This window comes from Pseudomonas sp. BNK-30, from assembly GCF_047456185.1.
In the GTDB taxonomy this organism is placed as follows: domain Bacteria; phylum Pseudomonadota; class Gammaproteobacteria; order Pseudomonadales; family Pseudomonadaceae; genus Aquipseudomonas; species Aquipseudomonas putida_E.
This window is the reverse complement of record NZ_CP179904.1, coordinates 4,832,154-4,853,401: the sequence shown is the minus strand read 5'-3', so window position 1 is coordinate 4,853,401 and position 21,248 is coordinate 4,832,154. Positions and strand designations below refer to the sequence as shown.

Below are 21,248 nucleotides of genomic sequence, written 5' to 3'. Positions count from 1 at the left end.
TCGCTGCTCATGTCCATCACGCCGCTGGCCCACCGTCCCCACGATCACTCTCATTGCGTGCACAGCGCCCTGACCGAGGCCGAGGTGCTGTGCACCCGCCAGGGCCTGCGCCTGACCGCACTGCGCCGGCGTGTGCTGGAGCTGGTATGGCAAAGCCACAAGCCGCTGGGCGCCTACGACATCCTCGCCGTGCTCAGCGAACAGGATGGCCGGCGTGCTGCGCCACCAACCGTTTATCGGGCACTGGATTTCCTGCTGGAAAACGGCCTGGTACACCGCATCGCTTCACTCAACGCCTTCATCGGTTGCAGCCACCCCGAGCACGCGCACCAGGGCCAGTTCCTGATCTGCCGCGAATGCCACGTCGCCATCGAACTGGAGCAGGACAGCATCAGCGATGCGATCATCGCCAGCGCCAAAGGCGTGGGTTTCAGCGTGGAAACGCAGACGGTGGAAATCGTCGGCCTGTGCGGCAATTGCCGGGGCGCCGCATGAGCGATGCACTGATCCGTCTGGAGCAGGTCGGCGTCACGTTCGGCGGCGAGGCCGTGCTCGACAGCATCGACCTGTCGGTGGCACCCGGCCAGATCGTCACCCTGATCGGGCCCAACGGCGCAGGCAAGACTACCTTGGTCCGTGCTGTGCTCGGGCTGCTCAAGCCGCACCGCGGCACAGTGTGGCGCAAGCCGAAACTGCGTATCGGCTACATGCCGCAAAAAATCCAGGTGGACGCCACGCTGCCGTTGTCGGTGCTGCGCTTTCTGCGCCTGGTACCCGGTGTAGACCGGCAGGCAGCGTTGTCGGCACTGCAGGAAGTGGGCGCCGAACAGGTCATCGACAGCCCGATCCAGACCATTTCCGGCGGCGAGATGCAGCGCGTGCTGCTGGCCAGGGCGCTGCTGCGCGAGCCCCAGCTGCTGGTACTGGATGAGCCGGTACAAGGCGTCGACGTGGTCGGCCAGACCGAGCTGTACAACCTCATCACTCGCCTGCGCGACCGCCATGGTTGCGGGGTATTGATGGTCTCGCACGATCTGCACCTGGTGATGAGCGCCACCGACCAGGTGGTCTGCCTCAACCGGCATGTGTGCTGCTCCGGCCACCCCGAGCAGGTCAGCAACGACCCCGCCTTCGTCGAACTGTTCGGCCAGAACGCACCGAGCCTGGCCGTCTACCACCACCACCACGATCACAGCCACGACCTGCATGGCTCGGTGGTCGCCCCTGGCACCCATGTTCACGGAGACCACTGCAAGCATGGCTGATTTTCTTCTTTACGCCCTGCTCGCGGGTCTTTCCCTGGCGCTGGTGGCTGGCCCGCTGGGCTCCTTCGTGGTGTGGCGGCGCATGGCCTATTTCGGCGATACCTTGTCCCACGCAGCGCTGCTGGGCGTGGCCATGGGCTTCGTGCTGGACGTCAGCCCGGCGCTGGCGGTAACCGTGGGGTGCCTGTTGCTGGCGTTGCTGCTGGTAACCCTGCAGCAACGCCAGCCATTGGCGTCCGACACACTGCTCGGCATCCTCGCGCCCAGCACCTTGTCGCTGGGCCTGGTGGTGCTGAGCTTCATGCACGACGTACGCATCGACCTGATGGCCTACCTGTTCGGCGACTTGCTGGCCATCAGTACCACTGACCTGGCCTGGATCCTGGGCGGCAGTGCGCTGGTACTGTTGCTGCTTGCAGTCCTTTGGCGACCGTTGCTGGCGGTTACCGTCCACGAAGAGCTGGCCATGGTTGAAGGCCTGCCGGTCGCTGGCCTGCGCCTGGCGCTGATGCTGCTGATTGCCGTGGTCATCGCCGTCGCCATGAAGATCGTCGGCGTGCTGTTGATCACCTCCCTGCTGATCATTCCTGCCGCTGCGGCACAGCGCCACGCGCGCTCGCCGGAGCAGATGGCAGTGGGGGCCAGCCTGCTGGGCGTCACGGCCGTCTGCGGCGGCCTGGCCATGTCCTGGTTCAAGGACACCCCGGCCGGCCCATCGATCGTGGTCTGCGCGGCAGTGCTATTCTTGCTGAGCCTGGCCCTGCCCAAACGCTGAAACCCGGGGTGCGCCATGGCACACCCTGCAACCTTTTCGCGGGTAAAGGGTCTGTAAGACTTGTTTTCGAGCGTGCGCACCTGGGTGTAGACTTGCTCGCTTTTTGCGCAAATAGAGAGTCGCAGGAATGAAGCCGTTCGCATCCCGTTATCTGCTTGTTGCCGCGTTTTCCCTGTTCCTGGCCGCTTGTTCAAGCGCGCCGGTCGAGCAGCCCGGTGCACCTGCCCAAGCCGATGCCTGGCAGCAGCTGCAGCAAAGTATCAACAGCAATGAACTGGCCACAGCCGAAGATCAGCTTGCCTCGCTGCAGGCTCAATCGCCCGACGATGGCCGCCTGGAACAGTACCAGCGGCAGTTGGCTGAGGCTTACCTCAAACGCAGCCAGATCGTCCTTCAGAAGGGTGACGTCAACGCTGCCGCAACCGCGCTGGCACGTGCCCGCGCACTGATGCCGCAGGCACCTGCCGTGACTGGCGGTGACGCGGTCTCACAGGCACGCAAGGCTGAGCTGGAAAAAGCCGAGGCCGCCCTGAAGGCTGCCGAGGCCAAGCCCAAGGCGCGGGTGATCGACCCGACCGCGCCTAGCACGGTCATTGCACTGAAGACCACGGACATCCGGGCCATGCGCCGGCAGCTCGATGAAATTGCCACTGATGTGGTGAATTATCAGTGCGACGTGGTGTTCCAGGTACCTCGCACCGAAGATGCGCCTTGGTTGAAGAGCTTGCTGGAAAAGCGGGTTCGCAAGATCGACAGCGGCTTCGCACTTGAGCAAAAACACGAGATTCAGCGCAAGTTGCCCGCTCAGGTGGTATTGGTACCGCATCAGCGTTGACACTTCCGGGTGCCCATCGCCGGCAGCCGGCGATGGGTACCAACGCAGCGTCTTACGCAGGGATCGCCTCTGCAGCCGCCTCCCGCTCCCAGACCCGATGCCCTTCCACGGCTTTGACGAAGGCATCCATTGCCTTCTGATCATCCCCAAGCAACAAGCCTTTGTCCTCCTTCAGGCCCAAGCTGCCCAGCAACGCTTTGGCCTCTTTGGCCAACACGATCGCCTTCAAATGCTTGTAACCCTCGAGCAGGAAGTGCTTGGCCACACCACTGCCGCTCAAGGCATCGATTGAAGCCTTGCCTCCCGGCACCACTATCCCGTCGAACATGATCGACGGCATACCCTCGATCGAAGCATCCACCGGCAATTGCTTGCCATCGGCGCTCTTCACCGGCGCCGAGGATGGCCCCAGCAGCATGGGCCGCGCGCTTTGTGCTTCGAGCGCCTTGACCAGCCTGTCGACGCTCGCGGCGTCCACGCCATCGGCGACCACAACGGCAATCTTGCGTCCCTTGATGCCCACATCTCCAGGGTGGTTCATCTGGCTCAAAGCCTTGGACTGCGCAAGCTTGCTACCTTTGACCTGAACCGTGCCCTGCTTGGGCGCCGGCAAGCCGAGGTTGGCCGCCACTGCCGCTGCCAGCTTCAAGTCGATATTGGCCAGGATCTCATTGACCTCACGCGCGCGGATTGCTTCGCGCTCCACCTTGCCCAATTCAAAGCTGTAGGCCTTGATGATGTGCTGCTGCTCGGTCGGGCTCATGCTCTGGAAGAACAGCCGCGCCTGCGAGAAATGATCGCCGAACGACTCGCTGCGCTGGCGGATCTTGTGTGCCTCGATGCGCTCCTGATAGCTCTCGAAGCCACCATCCTGTGCCGCCGGCGGCGTTTCCCGCGGCCAGCCGCCATCGATCGAGTTGGGCTCGTAGGAAGCACGGCCCTTGTCGATGGTCATGCGGTGCATGGCGTCGCGCTGGCTGCTGTGGTTCGGCGCTACCGGCCGGTTGATCGGGATCTCGTGGAAGTTCGGGCCGCCAAGGCGGCTGATCTGTGTGTCGGTATAGGAGAACAGCCGGCCCTGTAGCAGCGGGTCGTTGCTGAAGTCGATGCCCGGCACGATATGGCCAGGGCAGAAAGCGACCTGCTCGGTCTCGGCGAAGAAGTTGTCCGGGTTGCGGTTGAGCACCATCTTGCCGAGCGGCGTCACTGGTACCAGTTCCTCGGGGATCAGTTTGGTCGGGTCGAGCAGGTCGAAATCAAACTTGTGCTCATCGGCCTCTGGGACGATCTGCACGCCCAGTTCCCACTCGGGGTAATCACCCGTCTCGATCGCATCCCACAGATCGCGGCGATGGTAGTCGGTGTCCTTGCCTGCCAGCTTCTGAGCTTCGTCCCACAGTACCGAATGCACACCCTGGCGTGGCTTCCAGTGGAACTTGACGAAGCTGGCCACGCCTTGGGCATTGATCAGGCGGAAAGTATGCACGCCAAAGCCTTCCATCATCCGCAGGCTCCGCGGGATGGCTCGGTCGGACATGGCCCAGATGACCATGTGCGCCGACTCAGGCACCAGCGAGACAAAATCCCAGAACGTGTCGTGGGCTGAACCGCCCGTGGGCATTTCATTGTGCGGTTCAGGTTTGACCGCATGCACGAAGTCGGGAAACTTGATGGCATCCTGAATGAAAAATACCGGCATGTTGTTGCCAACGAGGTCAAAATTACCCTCATCGGTGTAGAACTTAACAGCAAAGCCACGCACGTCGCGCACCGTGTCACCCGACCCGCGCGGGCCTTGCACGGTGGAGAAGCGCACGAAGACCGGGGTTATCTTTTCGGGGTCCTGGAGGAAACCGGCCTTGGTCAGTTCGCTATGGTTGCCGTAGCTCTGGAAGTAGCCGTGGGCACCGGTACCTCGGGCGTGGACGATACGCTCGGGAATGCGCTCGTGGTCGAAGTGGGTGATCTTCTCGCGCATGATGAAGTCTTCAAGCAGCGATGGCCCACGAGCACCAGCCTTCAGGCTGTTCTGGTTGTCGGCTACCTTCACACCCTGGTTGGTACGCAAGGCCTGGCCAGTGGCATCGCTGCGAAACGCCTCCAGGCTCTGCAGCTTGGCGTTGGTGTTGGCGCGGTCGGGGGTCTGCGTGCCGGCGGCCTCACTGTGCTTGGGCGCGTCCGTTTTCTTGCTGGTCATGGTCGGCTCTCCTCATCAGTCTTCAGGCTTGCCCTCTGCGGGCTCGTTCCAGTAGTGACTAGAGGGCTTTGGCGAGCGTTCAATCGGGATTACCAGTTGTCGCGTTATGCCTGATGGATTGGTCCATTACGAAATAAATGCTAAGAACAACTATTGGAAAAGGCTAAAATGCGCCACCCCAGCCAACCGCTGACCCAAATTCCATGCGCCCCACAAGGTTCGCTACGTGATCGAGTTCCAACATGTACACAAGACCTACCGCGTCGCCGGTAGGGAAATCCCCGCTCTGAACCCAACCAGCCTGACCATCGAAGACGGCCAGGTGTTCGGCCTGATCGGCCATTCCGGCGCAGGCAAAAGCACCATGCTGCGCCTGATCAACCGGCTGGAAGAGCCCTCTGGCGGGAAGATCATCGTCGACGGCGAAGACGTTACCGCCTTCAACGCCAACCAGCTGCGCGGCTTCCGCCAGCAAGTCGGGATGATCTTCCAGCACTTCAACCTGCTGGCCTCCAAGACCGTCGCCGACAATGTCGCCCTGCCGCTGACGCTGGCGGGCGGGCTGTCGCGGGCCGAAATCGACAAACGCGTCACCGGGCTGCTGGCCCGCGTGGGCCTGTCGGACCACGCCAAAAAGTACCCGGCGCAGCTCTCTGGCGGCCAGAAGCAGCGCGTCGGCATCGCCCGCGCCCTGTCGACCAACCCGAAGATCCTGCTGTGCGACGAAGCCACCAGCGCCCTGGACCCGCAAACCACCGCATCGGTGCTGCAGTTGCTGGCCGAGATCAACCGTGAGCTGAAGCTGACCATCGTGCTGATCACCCACGAGATGGACGTGATCCGCCGTGTCTGCGACCGCGTCGCGGTGATGGACGCCGGCCATATCGTCGAGCAAGGCTCGGTGGCCGACGTGTTCCTGCACCCGCAGCACCCCACCACCAAGCGCTTTGTCCAGGAAGACGAGCAGGTCGATGAAGGCGAGCAGCGCGACGACTTTGCCCACGTGCCAGGCCGCATCGTGCGCCTGACCTTCCAGGGCGACGCCACCTACGCGCCGCTGCTGGGCACCGTGGCCCGCGAAACCGGGGTGGATTACAGCATCCTCGCCGGGCGTATCGACCGCATCAAGGATGTGCCCTATGGGCAGCTGACCCTGGCCGTCACTGGCGGCGACATGGAAGCGGCGTTCGACCGCTTCACGGCAGCTGACGTACATATGGAGGTACTGCGTTGATGGACGCCCTGAATTTCTTCGCCAACGTCGACTGGGCCGAAATCTGGCTGGCCACCATCGACACCATGATCATGCTGTTCGGCTCGCTGTTCTTCACCGTGCTGCTGGGCCTGCCACTGGGCGTGCTGCTGTTCCTCTGCGGGCCGAAGCAGATGTTCGAACAGCGGGGCGTGTATGCGCTGCTGTCGCTGGTGGTCAACATCCTGCGCTCGTTGCCGTTCATCATCCTGCTGATCGTGATGATCCCGATCACTGTGCTGATCACCGGTACCTCGCTGGGCGTTGCCGGCGCCATTCCGCCGCTGGTGGTGGGTGCCACGCCGTTTTTCGCCCGCCTGGTGGAAACTGCCCTGCGTGAGGTGGACCGCGGCATCATCGAGGCCACCCAGTCGATGGGCGCCACCACCCGCCAGATCATCACCAGTGCGCTGTTGCCGGAGGCCCGCCCGGGCATCTTCGCGGCCATTACCGTCACCGCCATCACCTTGGTCTCGTACACCGCCATGGCCGGCGTTGTCGGCGCTGGCGGCCTGGGCGACCTGGCCATCCGCTTCGGCTACCAGCGTTTCCAGACCGATGTAATGGTGGTCACCGTGGTACTGCTGCTGGTTCTGGTTCAAGTACTGCAGAGCGTGGGCGACAAACTGGTCGTGCATTTTTCCCGTAAGTAACCCCAATGGGGTCGGCCCGGCCGACCCGTTCGGGGGCCGTCGCGGCCCTCACAAGGAGTGATTCATGAAGAAGCTGCTTGCTGTCGCTGCCGCTGTCGCGGCGTTCTCGGCCCACGCCGGTGACCTGACTGTCGCCGCCACCCCGGTGCCGCACGCCGAAATTCTCAACTTCGTCAAACCGCAGCTGGAAAAAGAGGGTGTAAACCTGAAGGTGAAAGAGTTCACCGACTATATCCAGCCGAACGTACAAGTCGCAGAGAAGCGCCTTGATGCCAACTTCTTCCAGCACCAGCCGTACCTGGATGAGTTCAACAAGGCCAAGGGCACCAACCTGGTCAGCGTTGCCGGCGTGCACATCGAGCCGCTGGGCGTCTACTCGGCCAAGATCAAGAAGCTCGACGAACTGCCTTCCGGTGCCACCGTGGTCATCCCCAACGACGCCACCAACGGCGGCCGTGCCTTGCTGCTGCTGGACAAGGCCGGCGTGATCAAGCTCAAGGACAACAGCAATATCCTGTCGACCGTGAAGGACGTTGTCGCGAACCCGAAGAACGTGAAGTTCCGTGAGCTCGAAGCGGCCACCATCCCGCGTGTACTGACCCAGGTCGATGCTGCCCTGATCAACACCAACTACGCGCTGGAAGCCAAACTGAACCCGGAAAAAGACGCGCTGGCCATTGAAGGCAGCGACTCACCGTACGTGAACATCCTTGTTGCCCGCCCGGACAACAAGGACTCGCAAGACATGAAGAAACTGGCGGCTGCGCTGCATTCGCCTGAGGTGAAGCAGTTCATCACCGAGAAGTACAAAGGCGCTGTAGTGCCGGCGTTCTGATCAGAAATCCCCGGGCCGCTTTGCGGCCCCAGGATTTCATCGGCATGCAAAAACCGTCGGCCTGCTTTGCAGGCCTTTGGCGACACCAGGCCCCCCTACCTCCAAGCCTTGCGCAAGCGCATCAACGCCTCAGCAATCTCTCCCTCTGGCACCGCCGCAAACCCAAGCACCAACCCCGCGCGTTTATCCACAGGCACCTCGCTGTCCTCAAGCCAGTAACTGCTGAGCGGATTCACTTCCACTCCCACCGCCTCGGCCTTGGCCACCAGTTCCTGCTCGCGTGTAAAGTTATCCACATCGACTTTCACATGCAGCCCCGCTGCCACATCCGGCATCCCCGCAAGCCCTGGCACGCCCACAGGCCACCCTGCCTTCAGCACATTGCGCCGGCTCAACGCCGCACGGCGCATGCGGCGTATATGCCGCTGAAAGTGCCCCTGGGCCATGAACTCGGCCATCACGCACTGGGTTCCCACCTCGGAATGCCGCACTGCCAGCGCCCTGCCCTGGCTGAAAGCCTGCACCAACCGCGCCGGCAATACCAAATAGCCAAGGCGCAGCGCTGGGAAAGCGATCTTGCCAAAGGTACCGACGTACAGCACCCGCCCTTGCCGGTCCAAAGCCGCCAACGGCGCCAGCGGTGCTCCGTTGTAACGGTACTCGCCGTCATAGTCATCTTCGATGATCCAGCCATCCTGGCGCTCGGCCCAGGCCAGCAACGCCAAGCGCCGGGCCAGGCTCATGGTCACCCCCGTCGGGTACTGGTGCGCCGGGGTGACGTAAACCAAGCGACAGTCGCCAGCGAGGGCAAGCCTGGCGCAGTCGAGGCCCTCTTCATCTACCGGCACACCCCTCACCCGCCCGCCCGCTACTGCAAACGCATGCCCGGCTGCACGATACCCGGGGTTTTCCACAGCCACCTCATCCCCGGGCTGCAACAACAACTGTGCACAAAGACTTATTGCCTCCTGCGCACCACTGGTGATCACAATTTGTCCAGCCGTGCACGACATCCCCCTCGACCGACGTAGATACGCAGCGATCAATTCACGCAGTAACGGCTCGCCCGCCGGGTCGCCATAGCCAAGCTGCGCTGGATCGGGATTTCGCCAGAAGCCCGCATGCAGCTTGGCCCAGACCTCAAAGGGGAACAGATCGAAGGCCGGAACACCTACCCGAAACGCCCGCGGCGGGCCAACTTTTGGGAATGGCAGATGGTTACTTTTCAGACGCTCCAAACGCTCACTGGAACGCCCACATCTGGATAAATCATCAGTGCTTTCTGAGCATTTTGTGGATAACCCTGTTGATAAGCCATGGGATAACCCTGTGGACAGTTGTGTGGATAGTTTCGGCAGATGGCAAACATAGGTGCCATCTCCAACCCGGCTTTCTATGTAGCCTTCGGCATACAGTTGGTCATAGGCACGCACCACGCTGTTGCGCGAGAGCGCGAGCATGCCCGCCAGGTCTCGTGTCGACGGCAGGCGCGTGCCGCTGCTCAAGCGCCCATCCAGCACGCGAGCGCGCAGCGCTTGATAGAGCTGCTGACTCAACCCTCGGCGTTGATCGAGGAGGATCCCGGCGGGATCGAATGGCAATACCAAAGGGCGCTCGCTCATCGCATTGGACCTATCAAAATCATCATCAATGGCTCTTAACCTGAACCAATAGCCTGCCTACGATGAAGCCAATCGACAAGGATCCGCCCATGTACAACAGCAAACCGCACCAGGAACACAACCTTGAGCGCCTGCATCAACAGATGCGGGAAACCCGCCTGGCCCTGCTTGTCACCCACGGCGAGCAAGGTCTGCTGGCCAGTCACATACCCGTGTTGATCGATACCAGCGAAGGTGACTTGGGCACCGTTTACGGGCATCTGGCCCGTGCCAACCATCAGTGGCTGGCCTTGGAGCAAGGTGTAGAAGCCTTGTTGGTTTTCGCCGGCCCTGACGCTTATGTCAGCCCCGGCTACTACCCGAGCAAGCTCGACAACCCCAAGGTTGTGCCCACCTGGAACTACTTGGCGGTGCATGCCTACGGCGTCGCTGAAGTGGTGCAGGGCGGCCCCGACCTGCTGGATATCGTCAGCCGCCTGACCGACCTGCACGAGCAAGGACGCAGCGCCCCATGGAAGGTCGCCGATGCACCCAGCGATTACATCGAAGGCATGCTCCGCGCCATCGTCGGCTTCCGTCTGCCCATCGCACGTCTGCAGGGGGCACGCAAACTCAGCCAGAACCGCTCAACGCAGGACATCGAAGGCGTACGCCAAGGGTTGGCCAGCAGTACCGATCAGCTAAACAATCAACTGGCGGCGCAGATGCGCACGCCCTGAAGGAACAGCCCCATGCCCCACGTCATCCTGCGCCCCGTCAGCGCCAACGACCACGCCGCGTGGCTGCCCCTGTGGCAGGCCTACCTACGCTTTTATCAAACCGAACTGGCCGATGAAGTCAGCGCCGTGACATGGCAACGCATCCTCGACTCGCAGGAGCCAACCCACTCGGCGCTGGCCTGGATCGATGGCAAGGCGGTAGGCATGGTCAACTGGATCTATCATCGAACCAACTGGAGCATTGCCAACGCCTGCTACCTGCAGGACCTGTACGTTGACGGTAAGCAGCGCGGCCTGGGCGTTGGCCGGCAACTGATCGAACTGGTCAGGGCCAGTGCCAAAGCGGCCGGCTGTTGCAAGGTGCACTGGCTGACACATGAAACCAACGCTACCGCCATCGGCTTGTACGAGCAGGTCGCCGAGCGACCCGGCTTCATCCAATTTCGCCAAACGCTGTGAGACGGGAGCAACGCATGAGTCAACCCAATAACTGGCAACCTGCGGCCCTGCCCCAGGCCGAGCCCCTTGAAGGGCGTTTCATCCGCCTGGAGAAGCTTGATCCGGCGCGTCATGCGGACGATCTCTGGGAGGTGCTGCAAGGTCCGCACTGCGATCCAGCACTGTGGGACTACCTGCCCTATGGCCCGTTTGCCGAGCGCGGTCCGTTCGATCAATGGCTTGCAGACAATGCCGCCAGCCGCGATCCGCTGTTTTACAGCGTCATCGACCGCAGCAGCGGCCAGGTACAAGGCATTCTGAGCCTGATGTCGATGGTGCCTGCCCACGGTCGCATCGAGATCGGCCATATTGCCTTCGGCGCAGCCATGCAACGCACCCCCAAGGGCACCGAAGCGGTATACCTGCTGGGCAAGCTCGGTTTTGAACTGGGTAATCGCCGACTGGAATGGAAGTGCAACAACGCCAATGCCCGCTCCAAGCGCGCAGCGGAGCGCTTTGGCTTCATCTACGAGGGTGTGTTCCGCAATCACATGGTGATCAAGGGCCAGAACCGCGACACGGCCTGGTACTCGATTACAGATGAAGAGTGGCCTGCAGTGGCGGCCGCTTTCGAGCGCTGGCTGAGTGCCGACAACCAGCGCCACGAGGGTCAGTCGAAAACGCTGGAAGCCTGCCGGGAGCAGGGCTGAGGCTCAGCTCAGGTTACGCTTGAGCTCCGCGATGTGCTCTGGCCCGATGCCACAGCATCCGCCGAGCAAGCTGGCGCCGCGCTGGCGCCAGTCTTGGGCCCAGCTCAGGTAACCCGGCGGGTCGAGGTCTTCGCGCAGCTCATCCAGGCCATCGTTGGCGGTGGCGTCCTTGGGTTGCGGCGGGAAGGCGTTAGCGTAGGCTCCGATGGCGATATCCACACCCAGGCGCTCGAACACTTCGCGCGCAGCGTCGATGGCAGCACCGATCACTTCCGGCTGGCTGCAGTTGAACAGCATGGCTTTGACGCCCAGCGTTGCTACTGCTTCGGCAGCTGCGGTCACACTTTCACCAGAACGCAGCTGCGGTACGTCGCCGACCTCTTCATCCTGCAAGGTGAACGATACCCACAACGGCTTGCCATCTGCTGGCAACTGGCCGGCAATTGCCTGCACTTCTGCGATCGCACTCTGGGTTTCGGCCAGCCACAGATCGACATACGGTGCCAGCCCCACCACCAGTGGGAGCAATACCTCGGACACGCGCTGTGGCTCGAACAGGTCAGGGCGGTAGGAGCCGAACAGCGGAGGCAATGAGCCAGCGACTCGCACTGGCCGTGGGCTGGCATCCGCCGCAGTACGTGCCAGCTGACCAGCGGTGGCGGCCAAGGCGAAGCCTTCATCAGCGAAGCGGTCTTCACCAATATGGAACGGCACCACTGCATAACTGTTGCTGGTGATCACCCCAGCACCGGCTTCGATATAGGCCGCATGCACCGCCACTACGGCTTCCGGCGCTTCGCTCAGTGCAAGTGCCGACCACTCCGGCTGGCGGAACGGCGCGCCTCGGCGCTGCAGCTCCCGACCCATACCGCCATCAAGAATTTCCAACGTCCGATCGCCCATATAACTTCCGCTTATATTGATATGAATAATATTCACTGGTGGCTTTAAACTTATAACTATTAAATATCGAAATCTGATTTTTTAACAACTTTTTCCAGGTGTCTTCATGCGTTTGCCTTCCTTGATTTGCGCAGGCCTTCTGGCCCTGAGCGCCACCTCTGCAGCCTTTGCCGGTGCCACACTGGACCGCGTCGAGTCGCGCAAGGAAGTCGTCAACGTACTGATGGAGAGCTACCCGCCGTTCTCCTTCCTCAATGAACAGAACCAGCTCGATGGTTTTGACGTCGATGTGGCCAAGGCGGTCGCGGCCAAGCTCGGCGTAAAGCTGCGACTGGAAACACCCTCCTGGGATGTCATTGCTGCGGGCCGCTGGAGTGGTCGCTACGACCTGTGCATCTGTTCGATGACGCCAAGCAAGGCCCGCGCCGAGGTGTTCGACTTCCCGGTGGAGTACTACGCCTCGCCTGCGGTGATCGTGGTCAACGCCAAGGATGAGCGGATTCACACGGCCAAGGACCTCGACGGCCTCAAGGTCGGCCTGACCAGCGCCTCCAGCTATGAGAGCTACCTGAACAAGAACCTGGTTATCGAAGGCGCGGAAGACAAGAAGATCGAGTACCCCTTCGACTTCGTCCAGATTGCCCCCTATGACACCGACAACGTCGCCTTCCAGGACCTCGGCCTGGGTGCAGGCGTGCGCCTGGATGCGATCCTGACCAACTTGGTGACCGCGCAGCCACGCCTGGCCCAGGACAAGCGCTTCAAACTGGCAGGCGCGCCGCTTTACGAAGAGCCCAACTCAGTCGCCATCGAGAAAGGCGATCCAGAGTGGGACGCCAAGCTGCGGCAAGTGTTCGCCGAGCTGAAGGCCGATGGCACGCTGGCCAAGCTGTCGCAGAAGTGGATCGGCGCCGACATCAGTAAATGAGCGCCCATCAACCTGCACCCAAGCCCGTCGCCTCCGCGACGGGTTCACGCCTGTTCGGCTTTCGCACCCGTCTGTACCTGACGTGGCTGGTACTGCTGTTGCTGTTCGTGGGTTTCTTTCTCAGCTTTGATCTGAAATTCTCGATCATCGTCGAGAAGTTCCCCAACCTGGCAGGCTTCAAGCTGGGCCCCAATGGCTTCCTGCAGGGCGCTGCGCTGACCCTGTTCCTGTGCTTGTGCTCTATGGTGGTGTCGGTGCTGTTGGGCTTTGCCGCCGCCTTGGCACGGTTGTCGAAGAGTGCCCTGCTGTTCGGCGTGGCCAGCTTCTACACCTCGTTCTTCCGCGGCACGCCGCTGCTGATCCAGATCCTGTTGATCTACCTCGGCTTGCCCCAAGTAGGCCTGGTGCCAGGTGCAATCGCAGCGGGCATCATCGCCCTGTCGCTAAACTATGGCGCTTACCTGAGCGAAATCTTCCGAGCCGGCATCATTGGCGTTGCCGTGGGCCAGCGCCAGGCAGCGCTCGCCCTGGGCATGCGCCCGGTGGCGATCTTCTGGCACATCACCCTGCCCCAGGCCATGCGCACCATCATCCCGCCGAGCGCCAACCAGTTCATCTCGATGCTCAAGGACTCGTCGCTGATTTCGGTGATGGGTGTCTGGGAAGTGATGTTCCTGGCCCAGTCGTATGGGCGCTCAAGCTATCGCTACCTGGAGATGCTGACGACAGCTGCAGTGATCTACTGGGTGCTGTCGATCCTGCTCGAACTGGCCCAGGCCAGGCTGGAGCGGCATTTTGGCAAGGGCTATCAGCGCTAGGTCCAGCGCAACCGAGGGGGTATTTGAGCTAGCGCCGCCCGCATCGCAAGGGGCCTGACAACCACCCAAAAAAAGGGGAGCATCCGCTCCCCAGAGGTTAACCGCTTGTAGATGAGGGCTTATGTCAGCCCTCGATCTCGATCAGGATCTCACCCGGCGTCACGCGATCGCCCTTGGCCACGTGGATGGCAACGACCTTACCGGCGATGGCCGCCTGCACTTCGGTTTCCATCTTCATCGCTTCGGTGATCAGCACTGCCTGGCCGGCCTTGACTGTGTCGCCTTCCTTGACCAGCACATCGACGATGTTGCCCGGCATGGTAGTGCTGACGTGGCCTGGCGCGCTGGCCTGCTTGCGCTTGCTGCTGCCGCCGCCGACAAACTCGTTGAGGGGCTCGAACACTACTTCTTCCGGCATGCCGTCGATCGACAGGTAGAAGTGGCGCTTGCCTTCGGCCTTGACGCCCACGCCGGTGATGTCGACGCGGTAGGTTTCACCGTGCACATCGATGACGAACTCGGTCGGCACACCTTCACCCCCCGGGGCGGCGACCGCACCGGCTTCCGGGATCGGCAGCAGCGCTTCAGGGGTCAGGGTGCCGGCTTCACGCTCTTCGAGGAACTTACGGCCAATGTCCGGGAACATGGCGAAGGTAAGCACATCTTCCTCGCTGTGCGCCAAGGCGCCGATGTCGGCACGCAGTTTGGCCATTTCCGGCTTGAGAAGATCGGCCGGGCGTACATCGATTACGTCTTCGCTGCCGATCGCCTGGCGGCGCAGTTGCTCGTTGACCACGCCAGGCGCCTTGCCGTAACCGCCTTGCAGGTACAGCTTCACTTCGTTGGTGATGGTCTTGTAGCGTTCGCCGGCCAGTACGTTGAAGAACGCCTGGGTACCGACGATCTGCGAGGTCGGGGTCACCAGAGGTGGGAAGCCAAGGTCTTCTCGCACCCGCGGGATCTCGGCCAGCACTTCGTTCATGCGGTTGAGTGCGCCCTGCTCCTTGAGCTGGTTGGCAAGGTTGGAAATCATCCCGCCTGGCACCTGGTTGACCTGCACGCGGGTGTCCACCGCAGTGAACTCGCTTTCGAACTGGTGGTACTTCTTGCGCACGGCATAGAAGTACAGGCCGATTTCCTGCAGCAGTTCCAGGTCCAGACCGGTGTCGAACTCGCTGCCCTTGAGCGCGGCAACCATCGATTCGGTACCCGGGTGGCTGGTCCCCCAGGCGAAGCTCGAGATGGCGGTGTCGATATGGTCAGCACCGTTTTCCACAGCCTTGAGCTGGCACATGGCGGCCAGGCCGGCGGTGTCATGGGAGTGGATGAACACCGGCAGCGACTGCTCGGCCTTCAGCGCCTTGACCAGCTCGCCGGTGGCATACGGGGTCAAAAGGCCAGCCATGTCCTTGATCGCCACCGAGTCGCAACCCATGGCTTCCATCTGTTTGGCCTGGTTCACGAAGGCTTCGATGGTATGCACCGGGCTGGTGGTGTAAGCGATGGTGCCTTGGGCGTGCTTACCGGCAGCCTTCACCGCCTCGATGGCCACGCGCAGGTTACGCACGTCGTTCATTGCGTCGAAGATGCGGAACACGTCGATACCGTTGACCGCCGCCTTGGCGACGAACGCCTTGACCACGTCATCGCTGTAGTGGCGGTAGCCCAGCAGGTTCTGCCCGCGCAGAAGCATCTGCAGGCGGGTATTGGGCAGCGCATTGCGCAGTTTGCGCAGGCGCTCCCACGGGTCTTCCTTGAGAAAGCGCACGCAAGCATCGAAAGTGGCGCCGCCCCACACTTCCAGCGACCAGTAGCCGACCTTGTCGAGCTTGTCGCAGATCGGCAGCATGTCTTCGGTCCGCATGCGGGTAGCCAGCAGGGACTGGTGGGCGTCACGCAGGATTGTGTCGGTAACAAAGATCTTCTTGGACATTCTTATCTCCTCATGGCGACAAGCTTGAAGCTACGAGCCGCAAGAAAAAGCCGATTCGCTTCAACTTGCAGCGGGTCGCTCACAGCTTGCAGCTGCATTCATAGGCCTGCGTGGGCGGCGATGGCGGCGGCGATGGCCAGGGCCAGCTCTTCGGGTTTGCGCTTGATCGAGTAGTTGGTCAGTTCAGGGTGGCTTTCGACGAAGCTGGTGTTGAACTGGCCGCTACGGAATTCCGGATTGCGCAGGATTTCCTGGTAGTACGCGGCGGTGGTCTTCACCCCTTGCACGCGCATGTCGTCCAGGGCCCGCAGGCCACGGTCCATGGCTTCTTCCCAGGTCAACGCCCACACCACCAGTTTCAGGCACATGGAGTCATAGAACGGTGGGATGGTGTAACCGGTGTAGATCGCTGTATCGGTGCGCACACCCGGGCCGCCAGGGGCGTAGTAACGGGTGATCTTGCCGAAACTGGGCAGGAAGTTGTTCTTCGGGTCTTCGGCGTTGATGCGGAACTGCAACGCGTAGCCGCGGTGCTGAATATCTTCCTGCTTGACCGACAGCGGCAGGCCCGAGGCGATGCGGATCTGCTCGCGGACCACGTCGATACCGGTGATTTCTTCGGTGATGGTGTGCTCGACCTGCACGCGGGTGTTCATTTCCATGAAGTACACCTCGCCATCGGCGAGCAGGAACTCCACAGTACCGGCGTTCTCGTAGTTCACAGCCTTGGCTGCCCGGACCGCCAGGTCACCGATGTAGGCACGCTGTTCGGGGGTGAGCTGGGGGCTTGGGGCAATTTCGATGAGCTTCTGGTTGCGGCGCTGGATCGAGCAGTCACGCTCGAACAGGTGCACCACATTGCCGAAGCTGTCGCCCAGGATCTGCGCCTCGATGTGCTTGGGGTTGACGATGCACTTTTCCAGGAACACTTCCGCTGAACCGAAGGCCTTGGTAGCTTCGGAGATGACGCGGGGGAAGTTCTGCTCCAGCTCTTCACGGCTGTTGCACCGGCGAATGCCCCGGCCGCCACCGCCGGAGGTGGCCTTGAGCATCACTGGGTAACCGATACGCTCGCCTTCGCTCAGGGCTTCGTGGATGTCGGCAACGTTGCCTTCGGTGCCTGGGGTAACGGGCACGCCGGCCTGAATCATGGTGCGGCGCGCTTCGGTCTTGTCGCCCATGCGGCGAATGACGTCGGCGGCCGGGCCGATGAACTTGATACCGCGCTCGGCGCAGATCTCTGCCAGCTCCGCGTTTTCCGACAGGAACCCGTAGCCCGGGTGCAGGGCATCACAGCCGGTTTCCACAGCAAGATTCACCAGCTTGCGCGGGTTCAGGTAACCAGCCAGCGGCTCGGCACCAATGCTGTAGGCCTCGTCAGCGCGCTTGACGTGCAAGGCGTGACGGTCGGCGTCGGAATAGATCGCGACAGAGCGAATGCCCATCTCGGCGCAGGCACGCACGATGCGGACTGCGATTTCACCCCGGTTGGCGATCAGGATTTTTTTTATCACTGGAGTCTTCCCAAAGCCGTAGGAACAGTCGAGCCGGTTCTACCGGTCGGCGCGTGACCAAGCGTCGCTGGCCAGTCGCACATTCACCCTAGCGCTGTAGGTCGATAAACAAAAATCAATATTTGTTAGAGGCTGTATTAGCAAAAGCTTATAGTTAGGTAACAAGGTTTTACCGGAGCTTAGAATAAAAATGCGTAAGTCCTTGATGCGTATGACTTTGCGTCAGTTGCAGGTCTTCAATGAGGTGTGCGATTTGCGCTCATACAGCCGCGCCGCCGAGGAGATGGCGCTGACGCAACCCGCCGTTAGTCTACAAATTCGTCAGCTGGAAGAGCTGGTAGGGCAGCCGCTGTTCGAATACGTCGGCAAGAAGCTTTACCTGACCGAAGCCGCCGAGGCGCTGCAGCGCGCCAGCCGGGACATCTTCGGGCGCCTGGAAAGCCTCGACATGCAGCTTTCCGACATGCAGGGCTCACTGCAAGGGCAACTGAAACTGGCGATCGAATCCAGCGCCAAATACTTCGTCCCACACCTGTTCGCCGCCTTCAAGCAACGTCACCCGGAGGTCAACCTGACCCTTACCGTGGTCAACCGCGCCCAGGCGATTCGGCGCCTTTCCGACAACCGCGACGACCTGATCATCATGTCCATGGTGCCGCAGGACATGGGCCTGGAGTTCCTGCCGTTTCTCAACAACCCGATCATCGCCGTGGCGCCGCCGGACCATGCGTTGTGCAAACTGGAGCAGTTGCGCCTGCAGGACCTGGAGCCTCATACACTGCTGGTCCGTGAACAGGGCTCAGGGACGCGCAAAGCCTGCGAGGAGTACTTCAAGGACAAGCGTGTGCACTTCACCCAGACGCTGGAGGTAGCGTCGGCCGATGCCCAGCGCGAATGCGTCATCGCCGGCCTTGGTGTCGCCCTGCTGACCCGCCATGCAGTGAACATGGAGCTGGCCATGGGCGTGCTCAAGGAATTGCCAGTGGAGGAACTACCGCTGTACCGCAGCTGGTGTGTGGTGCAGGCCAAGGCCAAGCGGCAGTCACCGGTAGCCTTGGCCTTTCTGGCTTTCATTCGCAGCGAACGTGCGCTGATCAGCGCGCTTGTTGAGCGCTTTTCGGGGAAGCTGCCGCTGAAGTCTGCCACACCGTGAGGGCTTGCAGCTCCGGGTAGTCTGCAAGGTCGCGCAGCAGTTGACGTTGGTCGCAGTAGCTTTCGATCGCACGGCGGTACTCCATGCGGCGCTGATCTTTTTCCTGCTGTTTGCGAGCCTTGGCGCTAGGTAGGTAAGAGCCATCGAAATCACGAGCCATGCCTGTCTCCCTGATCGAGTGCGGGGAGTTTCAGACTGGCTCGAGCGCTTTACCGTTTTGCTGAGGATTGGTGACAAATCGATGAAATTTGCAGATTCTTCCGCAATTGCCTATCAGTCATCCATCGCCTTGATCGACTTGGGCGACAACCGCAGGCTGCGCAAGCTGCGCTTCACACTCTTGAGGTGATTGACCAGGCTCGGCCCACGGGCCATGGCCACGCCCATGGCCAGCACATCGATCACTACCAGGTGGGCGATACGCGAGGTCAGCGGGGTGTAGATTTCAGTGTCTTCGTGCACATCGATCGCCAGGTTGACGGTCGAAAGCTCGGCCAGTGGGGTCTGGCTGGGGCACAGGGTGATCAGGTTGGCGCCGCTCTCACGCACCAGGTTGGCGGTGATCAAAAGGTCCTTGGAGCGCCCGGACTGGGAAATGCATACCGCCACGTCGCCTGGCTTGAGGGTGACCGCCGACATGGCCTGCATGTGCGGGTCGGAGTACGCGGCGGCACTGAGCAACAGGCGGAAAAACTTGTGCTGCGCGTCTGCAGCAACCGCGCCGGATGCACCAAAGCCATAGAACTCCACACGTTGCGCCTGCGCCATGGCACTCACCGCCTGTTGCAACGCGTGCGGGTCAAGGTGCTCGCGCACTTCCATCAGGGTGTGCAAGGTAGTGTCGAAAATCTTCAGGCTGTAATCGGCAACCGAGTCGTCCTCATGGATGGCGAACTGCCCGAAGCTGGCGCCGGCAGCCAGGCTCTGCGCCAGCTTGAGCTTGAGGTCCTGAAAACCTGAACAGCCGATCGCCCGGCAGAACCGCACGATGGTCGGCTCGCTGATACCCACGCTGTGTGCAAGGTCCGCCATCGAGCTGTGCATGACGGCAGCCGGGTCCAGCAGCACGTGGTCGGCCACTTTCAGTTCCGATTTGCGCAGCAGGTGGCGCGATTGGGCGATATGTTGCAACAGATTCACGGGCTGGACTCGGTTATGATCGGCTGGCCGGGATGTAGCTTTCTTGTAGTTATACTACATGGACGCCAACCCGCCCAGTTAAACGAACGTGGAGAGTGGTGGTTTGACTATTCCTTGCGACATTCTGGTGTTCGGCGGCACTGGCGATCTGGCCCTGCACAAACTGCTGCCGGCGCTCTATCACCTGTATCGCGAGGCACGCCTGAACATTGCCGTGCGCATCATTGCCCTGGCCCGGCGCAACCTGTCGCGCAATGAGTACCTGAAGCTCGCCGAACGCCATTGCCGAGTGCAGATCGCCCGGAGTGATTTCGACGAAGAAGTGTGGCAACGCTTTTGCGCACGCCTGGACTACTTTCCCATGGACGCCGCGCAAAGTGCCGACTTCGGGCGCCTGGCGCGCTACCTCGGCGAGCCTGGCGGGCTGACCCGCATCTATTACCTGGCCACCGCGCCCAATCTGTTCGTGCCGATTGCCAACCACCTACGGGTGGCGGGCCTGGCCGACCATGAGGCGCGTATCGTGCTGGAAAAGCCGATTGGCCATTCGCTGGAGTCGGCCACCGCCATCAACGAAGCGATCGGCGCGGTGTTCGAGGAATCTCAGGTGTTTCGCATCGACCACTACCTGGGCAAGGAGACCGTGCAGAACCTCATGGCTCTGCGTTTCGCCAATGCGCTGCTTGAACCGGTGTGGCGCAACGGGCAGGTCGATCATGTGCAGATCAGCGTCTGTGAAACCCTCGGTGTAGAAAACCGGGGCGGCTACTACGATCGGTCCGGGGCCACCCGCGACATGCTGCAGAACCACCTGCTGCAGCTGCTGTGCCTGGTAGCCATGGAGCCGCCTGCGCAGTTCGAGGCCGAGGCGGTACGCGACGAGAAGGTCAAGATTCTGCGCGCCCTCAAGCCAATCACCGGCCAGGACGTTCAGGACAAGACCGTGCGCGGTCAGTACGGTGCCGGGCACATCGGCGGCCAGGAAGTGCCCGCCTACTACTTCGAGAAGGACGTGGACAATGACAGCGACACCGAAACCTTCGTCGCCGTCCACGCCCACATCGACAATTGGCGCTGGGCTGGCGTGCCTTTCTATCTGCGCACCGGCAAACGCATGGCACGACGCTCGTCGCAGATCGTCATCCAGTTCAAGCCCGTCCCCCACGAGCTGTTCAACGGTGGCCAGGTCAACCAGCTGTTGATCCGGCTACAGCCCGACGAGCGCATCAGCTTGCGCATGATGACCAAAAGCCCCGGCAAAGGCATGCGCCTGGAGCCGGTGGACCTTGACCTCAACCTGGCGCAGGTGTTCGGCCAGACGCGTCGCTGGGAAGCCTATGAACGCCTGCTGCTGGACGTGCTGGAAGGTGATTCGACGCTGTTCATGCGGCGTGACGAGGTGGAAGCCGCCTGGGCTTGGGTCGACCCGATCATCAAGGGTTGGGAGGAGCATTTTCAGGCCCCCCGCCATTATGCGGCCGGCAGCAATGGCCCCGACCAGGCCAACAGCCTGTTGGCCAGGCACGGCAGGCACTGGCATGGCTGAAGAGGTACGCCA

Annotated in this window: 21 protein-coding genes; 14 read left to right on the top strand and 7 right to left on the bottom strand. The window is 61.7% G+C overall.

Features of this window, described 5'->3' with window-relative positions; all coding sequences use genetic code 11:
* The first annotated feature begins 9 nt into the window (after positions 1-9).
* The 4 genes from zur to ACMGGN_RS22515 all read left to right on the top strand — a co-directional run bounded on the left by zur (position 10) and on the right by ACMGGN_RS22515 (position 2,875).
* Complete coding sequence (gene zur, locus ACMGGN_RS22530; RefSeq protein ID WP_046786742.1) at positions 10-495, top strand: zinc uptake transcriptional repressor Zur; 486 nt, start codon at positions 10-12, stop codon at positions 493-495.
* Positions 492-1,265 carry a zinc ABC transporter ATP-binding protein ZnuC gene (gene znuC / locus ACMGGN_RS22525; protein WP_046786743.1) on the top strand — a complete coding sequence of 258 codons (774 nt, stop codon included), beginning with the start codon at positions 492-494 and terminating at the stop codon, positions 1,263-1,265. Before zur ends, znuC begins: the two co-directional genes overlap by 4 nt.
* Positions 1,258-2,040: a zinc ABC transporter permease subunit ZnuB gene (gene znuB / locus ACMGGN_RS22520; protein ID WP_046786744.1), complete on the top strand. Its 783-nt coding sequence runs from the start codon at positions 1,258-1,260 to the stop codon at positions 2,038-2,040. Before znuC ends, znuB begins: the two co-directional genes overlap by 8 nt.
* Positions 2,041-2,167: 127 nt before the next feature.
* Complete coding sequence (locus ACMGGN_RS22515; RefSeq protein WP_177010204.1) at positions 2,168-2,875, top strand: PA5502 family lipoprotein; 708 nt, start codon at positions 2,168-2,170, stop codon at positions 2,873-2,875.
* A 52-nt stretch (positions 2,876-2,927) separates the two neighbouring features.
* Here ACMGGN_RS22515 and katE read toward each other — a convergent pair whose 3' ends face one another.
* Positions 2,928-5,072 (bottom strand): catalase HPII, encoded by a 2,145-nt coding sequence (gene katE / locus ACMGGN_RS22510; RefSeq protein ID WP_281869717.1) that lies wholly within the window; start codon positions 5,070-5,072, stop codon positions 2,928-2,930.
* Between the two features lie 226 nt (positions 5,073-5,298).
* Here katE and ACMGGN_RS22505 point away from each other — a divergent pair, with 226 nt between their 5' ends.
* From ACMGGN_RS22505 to ACMGGN_RS22495, 3 genes are all read left to right on the top strand, one after another.
* On the top strand, positions 5,299-6,306 hold the full coding sequence (locus ACMGGN_RS22505) for a methionine ABC transporter ATP-binding protein (protein WP_046786747.1): 1,008 nt from the start codon (positions 5,299-5,301) through the stop codon (positions 6,304-6,306).
* Positions 6,306-6,977, top strand: a complete 672-nt coding sequence (locus ACMGGN_RS22500; protein WP_039603885.1) for a methionine ABC transporter permease — start codon at positions 6,306-6,308, stop codon at positions 6,975-6,977. The genes ACMGGN_RS22505 and ACMGGN_RS22500 overlap by 1 nt, the downstream gene beginning before the upstream one ends.
* A 64-nt stretch (positions 6,978-7,041) precedes the next feature.
* Positions 7,042-7,812 (top strand): MetQ/NlpA family ABC transporter substrate-binding protein, encoded by a 771-nt coding sequence (locus ACMGGN_RS22495; protein ID WP_012316868.1) that lies wholly within the window; start codon positions 7,042-7,044, stop codon positions 7,810-7,812.
* Positions 7,813-7,907: 95 nt separating this feature from the next.
* On the opposite strand, the gene ACMGGN_RS22490 is transcribed toward ACMGGN_RS22495, so the two are convergent.
* Entirely contained in the window at positions 7,908-9,434 is a 1,527-nt protein-coding gene (locus ACMGGN_RS22490) for a PLP-dependent aminotransferase family protein (RefSeq protein ID WP_115273179.1), read from the bottom strand.
* Positions 9,435-9,523: 89 nt separating this feature from the next.
* Here ACMGGN_RS22490 and ACMGGN_RS22485 point away from each other — a divergent pair, with 89 nt between their 5' ends.
* The 3 genes from ACMGGN_RS22485 to ACMGGN_RS22475 are packed head-to-tail and all read left to right on the top strand — an operon-like array spanning position 9,524 to position 11,301.
* Positions 9,524-10,153 (top strand): FMN-binding negative transcriptional regulator, encoded by a 630-nt coding sequence (locus ACMGGN_RS22485; protein WP_414156308.1) that lies wholly within the window; start codon positions 9,524-9,526, stop codon positions 10,151-10,153.
* 12 nt (positions 10,154-10,165) lie between these two features.
* Entirely contained in the window at positions 10,166-10,612 is a 447-nt protein-coding gene (locus ACMGGN_RS22480; protein ID WP_281869714.1) for a GNAT family N-acetyltransferase, read from the top strand.
* Between the two features lie 14 nt (positions 10,613-10,626).
* Complete coding sequence (locus tag ACMGGN_RS22475; protein ID WP_174142389.1) at positions 10,627-11,301, top strand: GNAT family N-acetyltransferase; 675 nt, start codon at positions 10,627-10,629, stop codon at positions 11,299-11,301.
* A gap of 3 nt (positions 11,302-11,304) precedes the next feature.
* Here the strand turns inward: ACMGGN_RS22475 and ACMGGN_RS22470 are convergent, their stop codons facing one another.
* Positions 11,305-12,204, bottom strand: coding sequence for a homocysteine S-methyltransferase family protein (locus ACMGGN_RS22470; protein ID WP_046786752.1), 900 nt, complete (start codon positions 12,202-12,204; stop codon positions 11,305-11,307).
* Positions 12,205-12,310: 106 nt separating this feature from the next.
* Here ACMGGN_RS22470 and ACMGGN_RS22465 point away from each other — a divergent pair, with 106 nt between their 5' ends.
* Positions 12,311-13,132 (top strand): ABC transporter substrate-binding protein, encoded by an 822-nt coding sequence (locus tag ACMGGN_RS22465; protein ID WP_039604255.1) that lies wholly within the window; start codon positions 12,311-12,313, stop codon positions 13,130-13,132.
* Complete coding sequence (locus tag ACMGGN_RS22460) at positions 13,129-13,950, top strand: amino acid ABC transporter permease (RefSeq protein ID WP_237859656.1); 822 nt, start codon at positions 13,129-13,131, stop codon at positions 13,948-13,950. Before ACMGGN_RS22465 ends, ACMGGN_RS22460 begins: the two co-directional genes overlap by 4 nt.
* Positions 13,951-14,074: 124 nt before the next feature.
* On the opposite strand, the gene oadA is transcribed toward ACMGGN_RS22460, so the two are convergent.
* Together oadA and ACMGGN_RS22450 are read right to left on the bottom strand one after the other, a co-directional pair.
* The gene (oadA, locus tag ACMGGN_RS22455; protein WP_046786754.1) at positions 14,075-15,883 is read right to left on the bottom strand and encodes a sodium-extruding oxaloacetate decarboxylase subunit alpha; all 1,809 of its coding nucleotides are present in this window, start codon (positions 15,881-15,883) and stop codon (positions 14,075-14,077) included.
* A 98-nt stretch (positions 15,884-15,981) separates the two neighbouring features.
* Positions 15,982-17,397, bottom strand: coding sequence for an acetyl-CoA carboxylase biotin carboxylase subunit (locus ACMGGN_RS22450; RefSeq protein WP_046786755.1), 1,416 nt, complete (start codon positions 17,395-17,397; stop codon positions 15,982-15,984).
* Positions 17,398-17,602: 205 nt separating this feature from the next.
* On the opposite strand from ACMGGN_RS22450, the gene ACMGGN_RS22445 reads away from it, so the two are divergent.
* Positions 17,603-18,550 (top strand): LysR family transcriptional regulator, encoded by a 948-nt coding sequence (locus ACMGGN_RS22445; protein ID WP_187306338.1) that lies wholly within the window; start codon positions 17,603-17,605, stop codon positions 18,548-18,550.
* Here the strand turns inward: ACMGGN_RS22445 and ACMGGN_RS22440 are convergent.
* Both ACMGGN_RS22440 and hexR read right to left on the bottom strand, forming a co-directional pair.
* Entirely contained in the window at positions 18,492-18,710 is a 219-nt protein-coding gene (locus ACMGGN_RS22440) for a PA3496 family putative envelope integrity protein (protein WP_080952139.1), read from the bottom strand. The two genes, ACMGGN_RS22445 and ACMGGN_RS22440, sit on opposite strands and share 59 nt — an antisense overlap.
* Before the next feature lie 113 nt (positions 18,711-18,823).
* Positions 18,824-19,690, bottom strand: coding sequence for a transcriptional regulator HexR (hexR, locus tag ACMGGN_RS22435; RefSeq protein WP_012316879.1), 867 nt, complete (start codon positions 19,688-19,690; stop codon positions 18,824-18,826).
* Between the two features lie 103 nt (positions 19,691-19,793).
* On the opposite strand from hexR, the gene zwf reads away from it, so the two are divergent.
* Positions 19,794-21,236, top strand: coding sequence for a glucose-6-phosphate dehydrogenase (gene zwf, locus ACMGGN_RS22430; protein WP_046786757.1), 1,443 nt, complete (start codon positions 19,794-19,796; stop codon positions 21,234-21,236).
* Positions 21,237-21,248 lie beyond the last annotated feature (12 nt).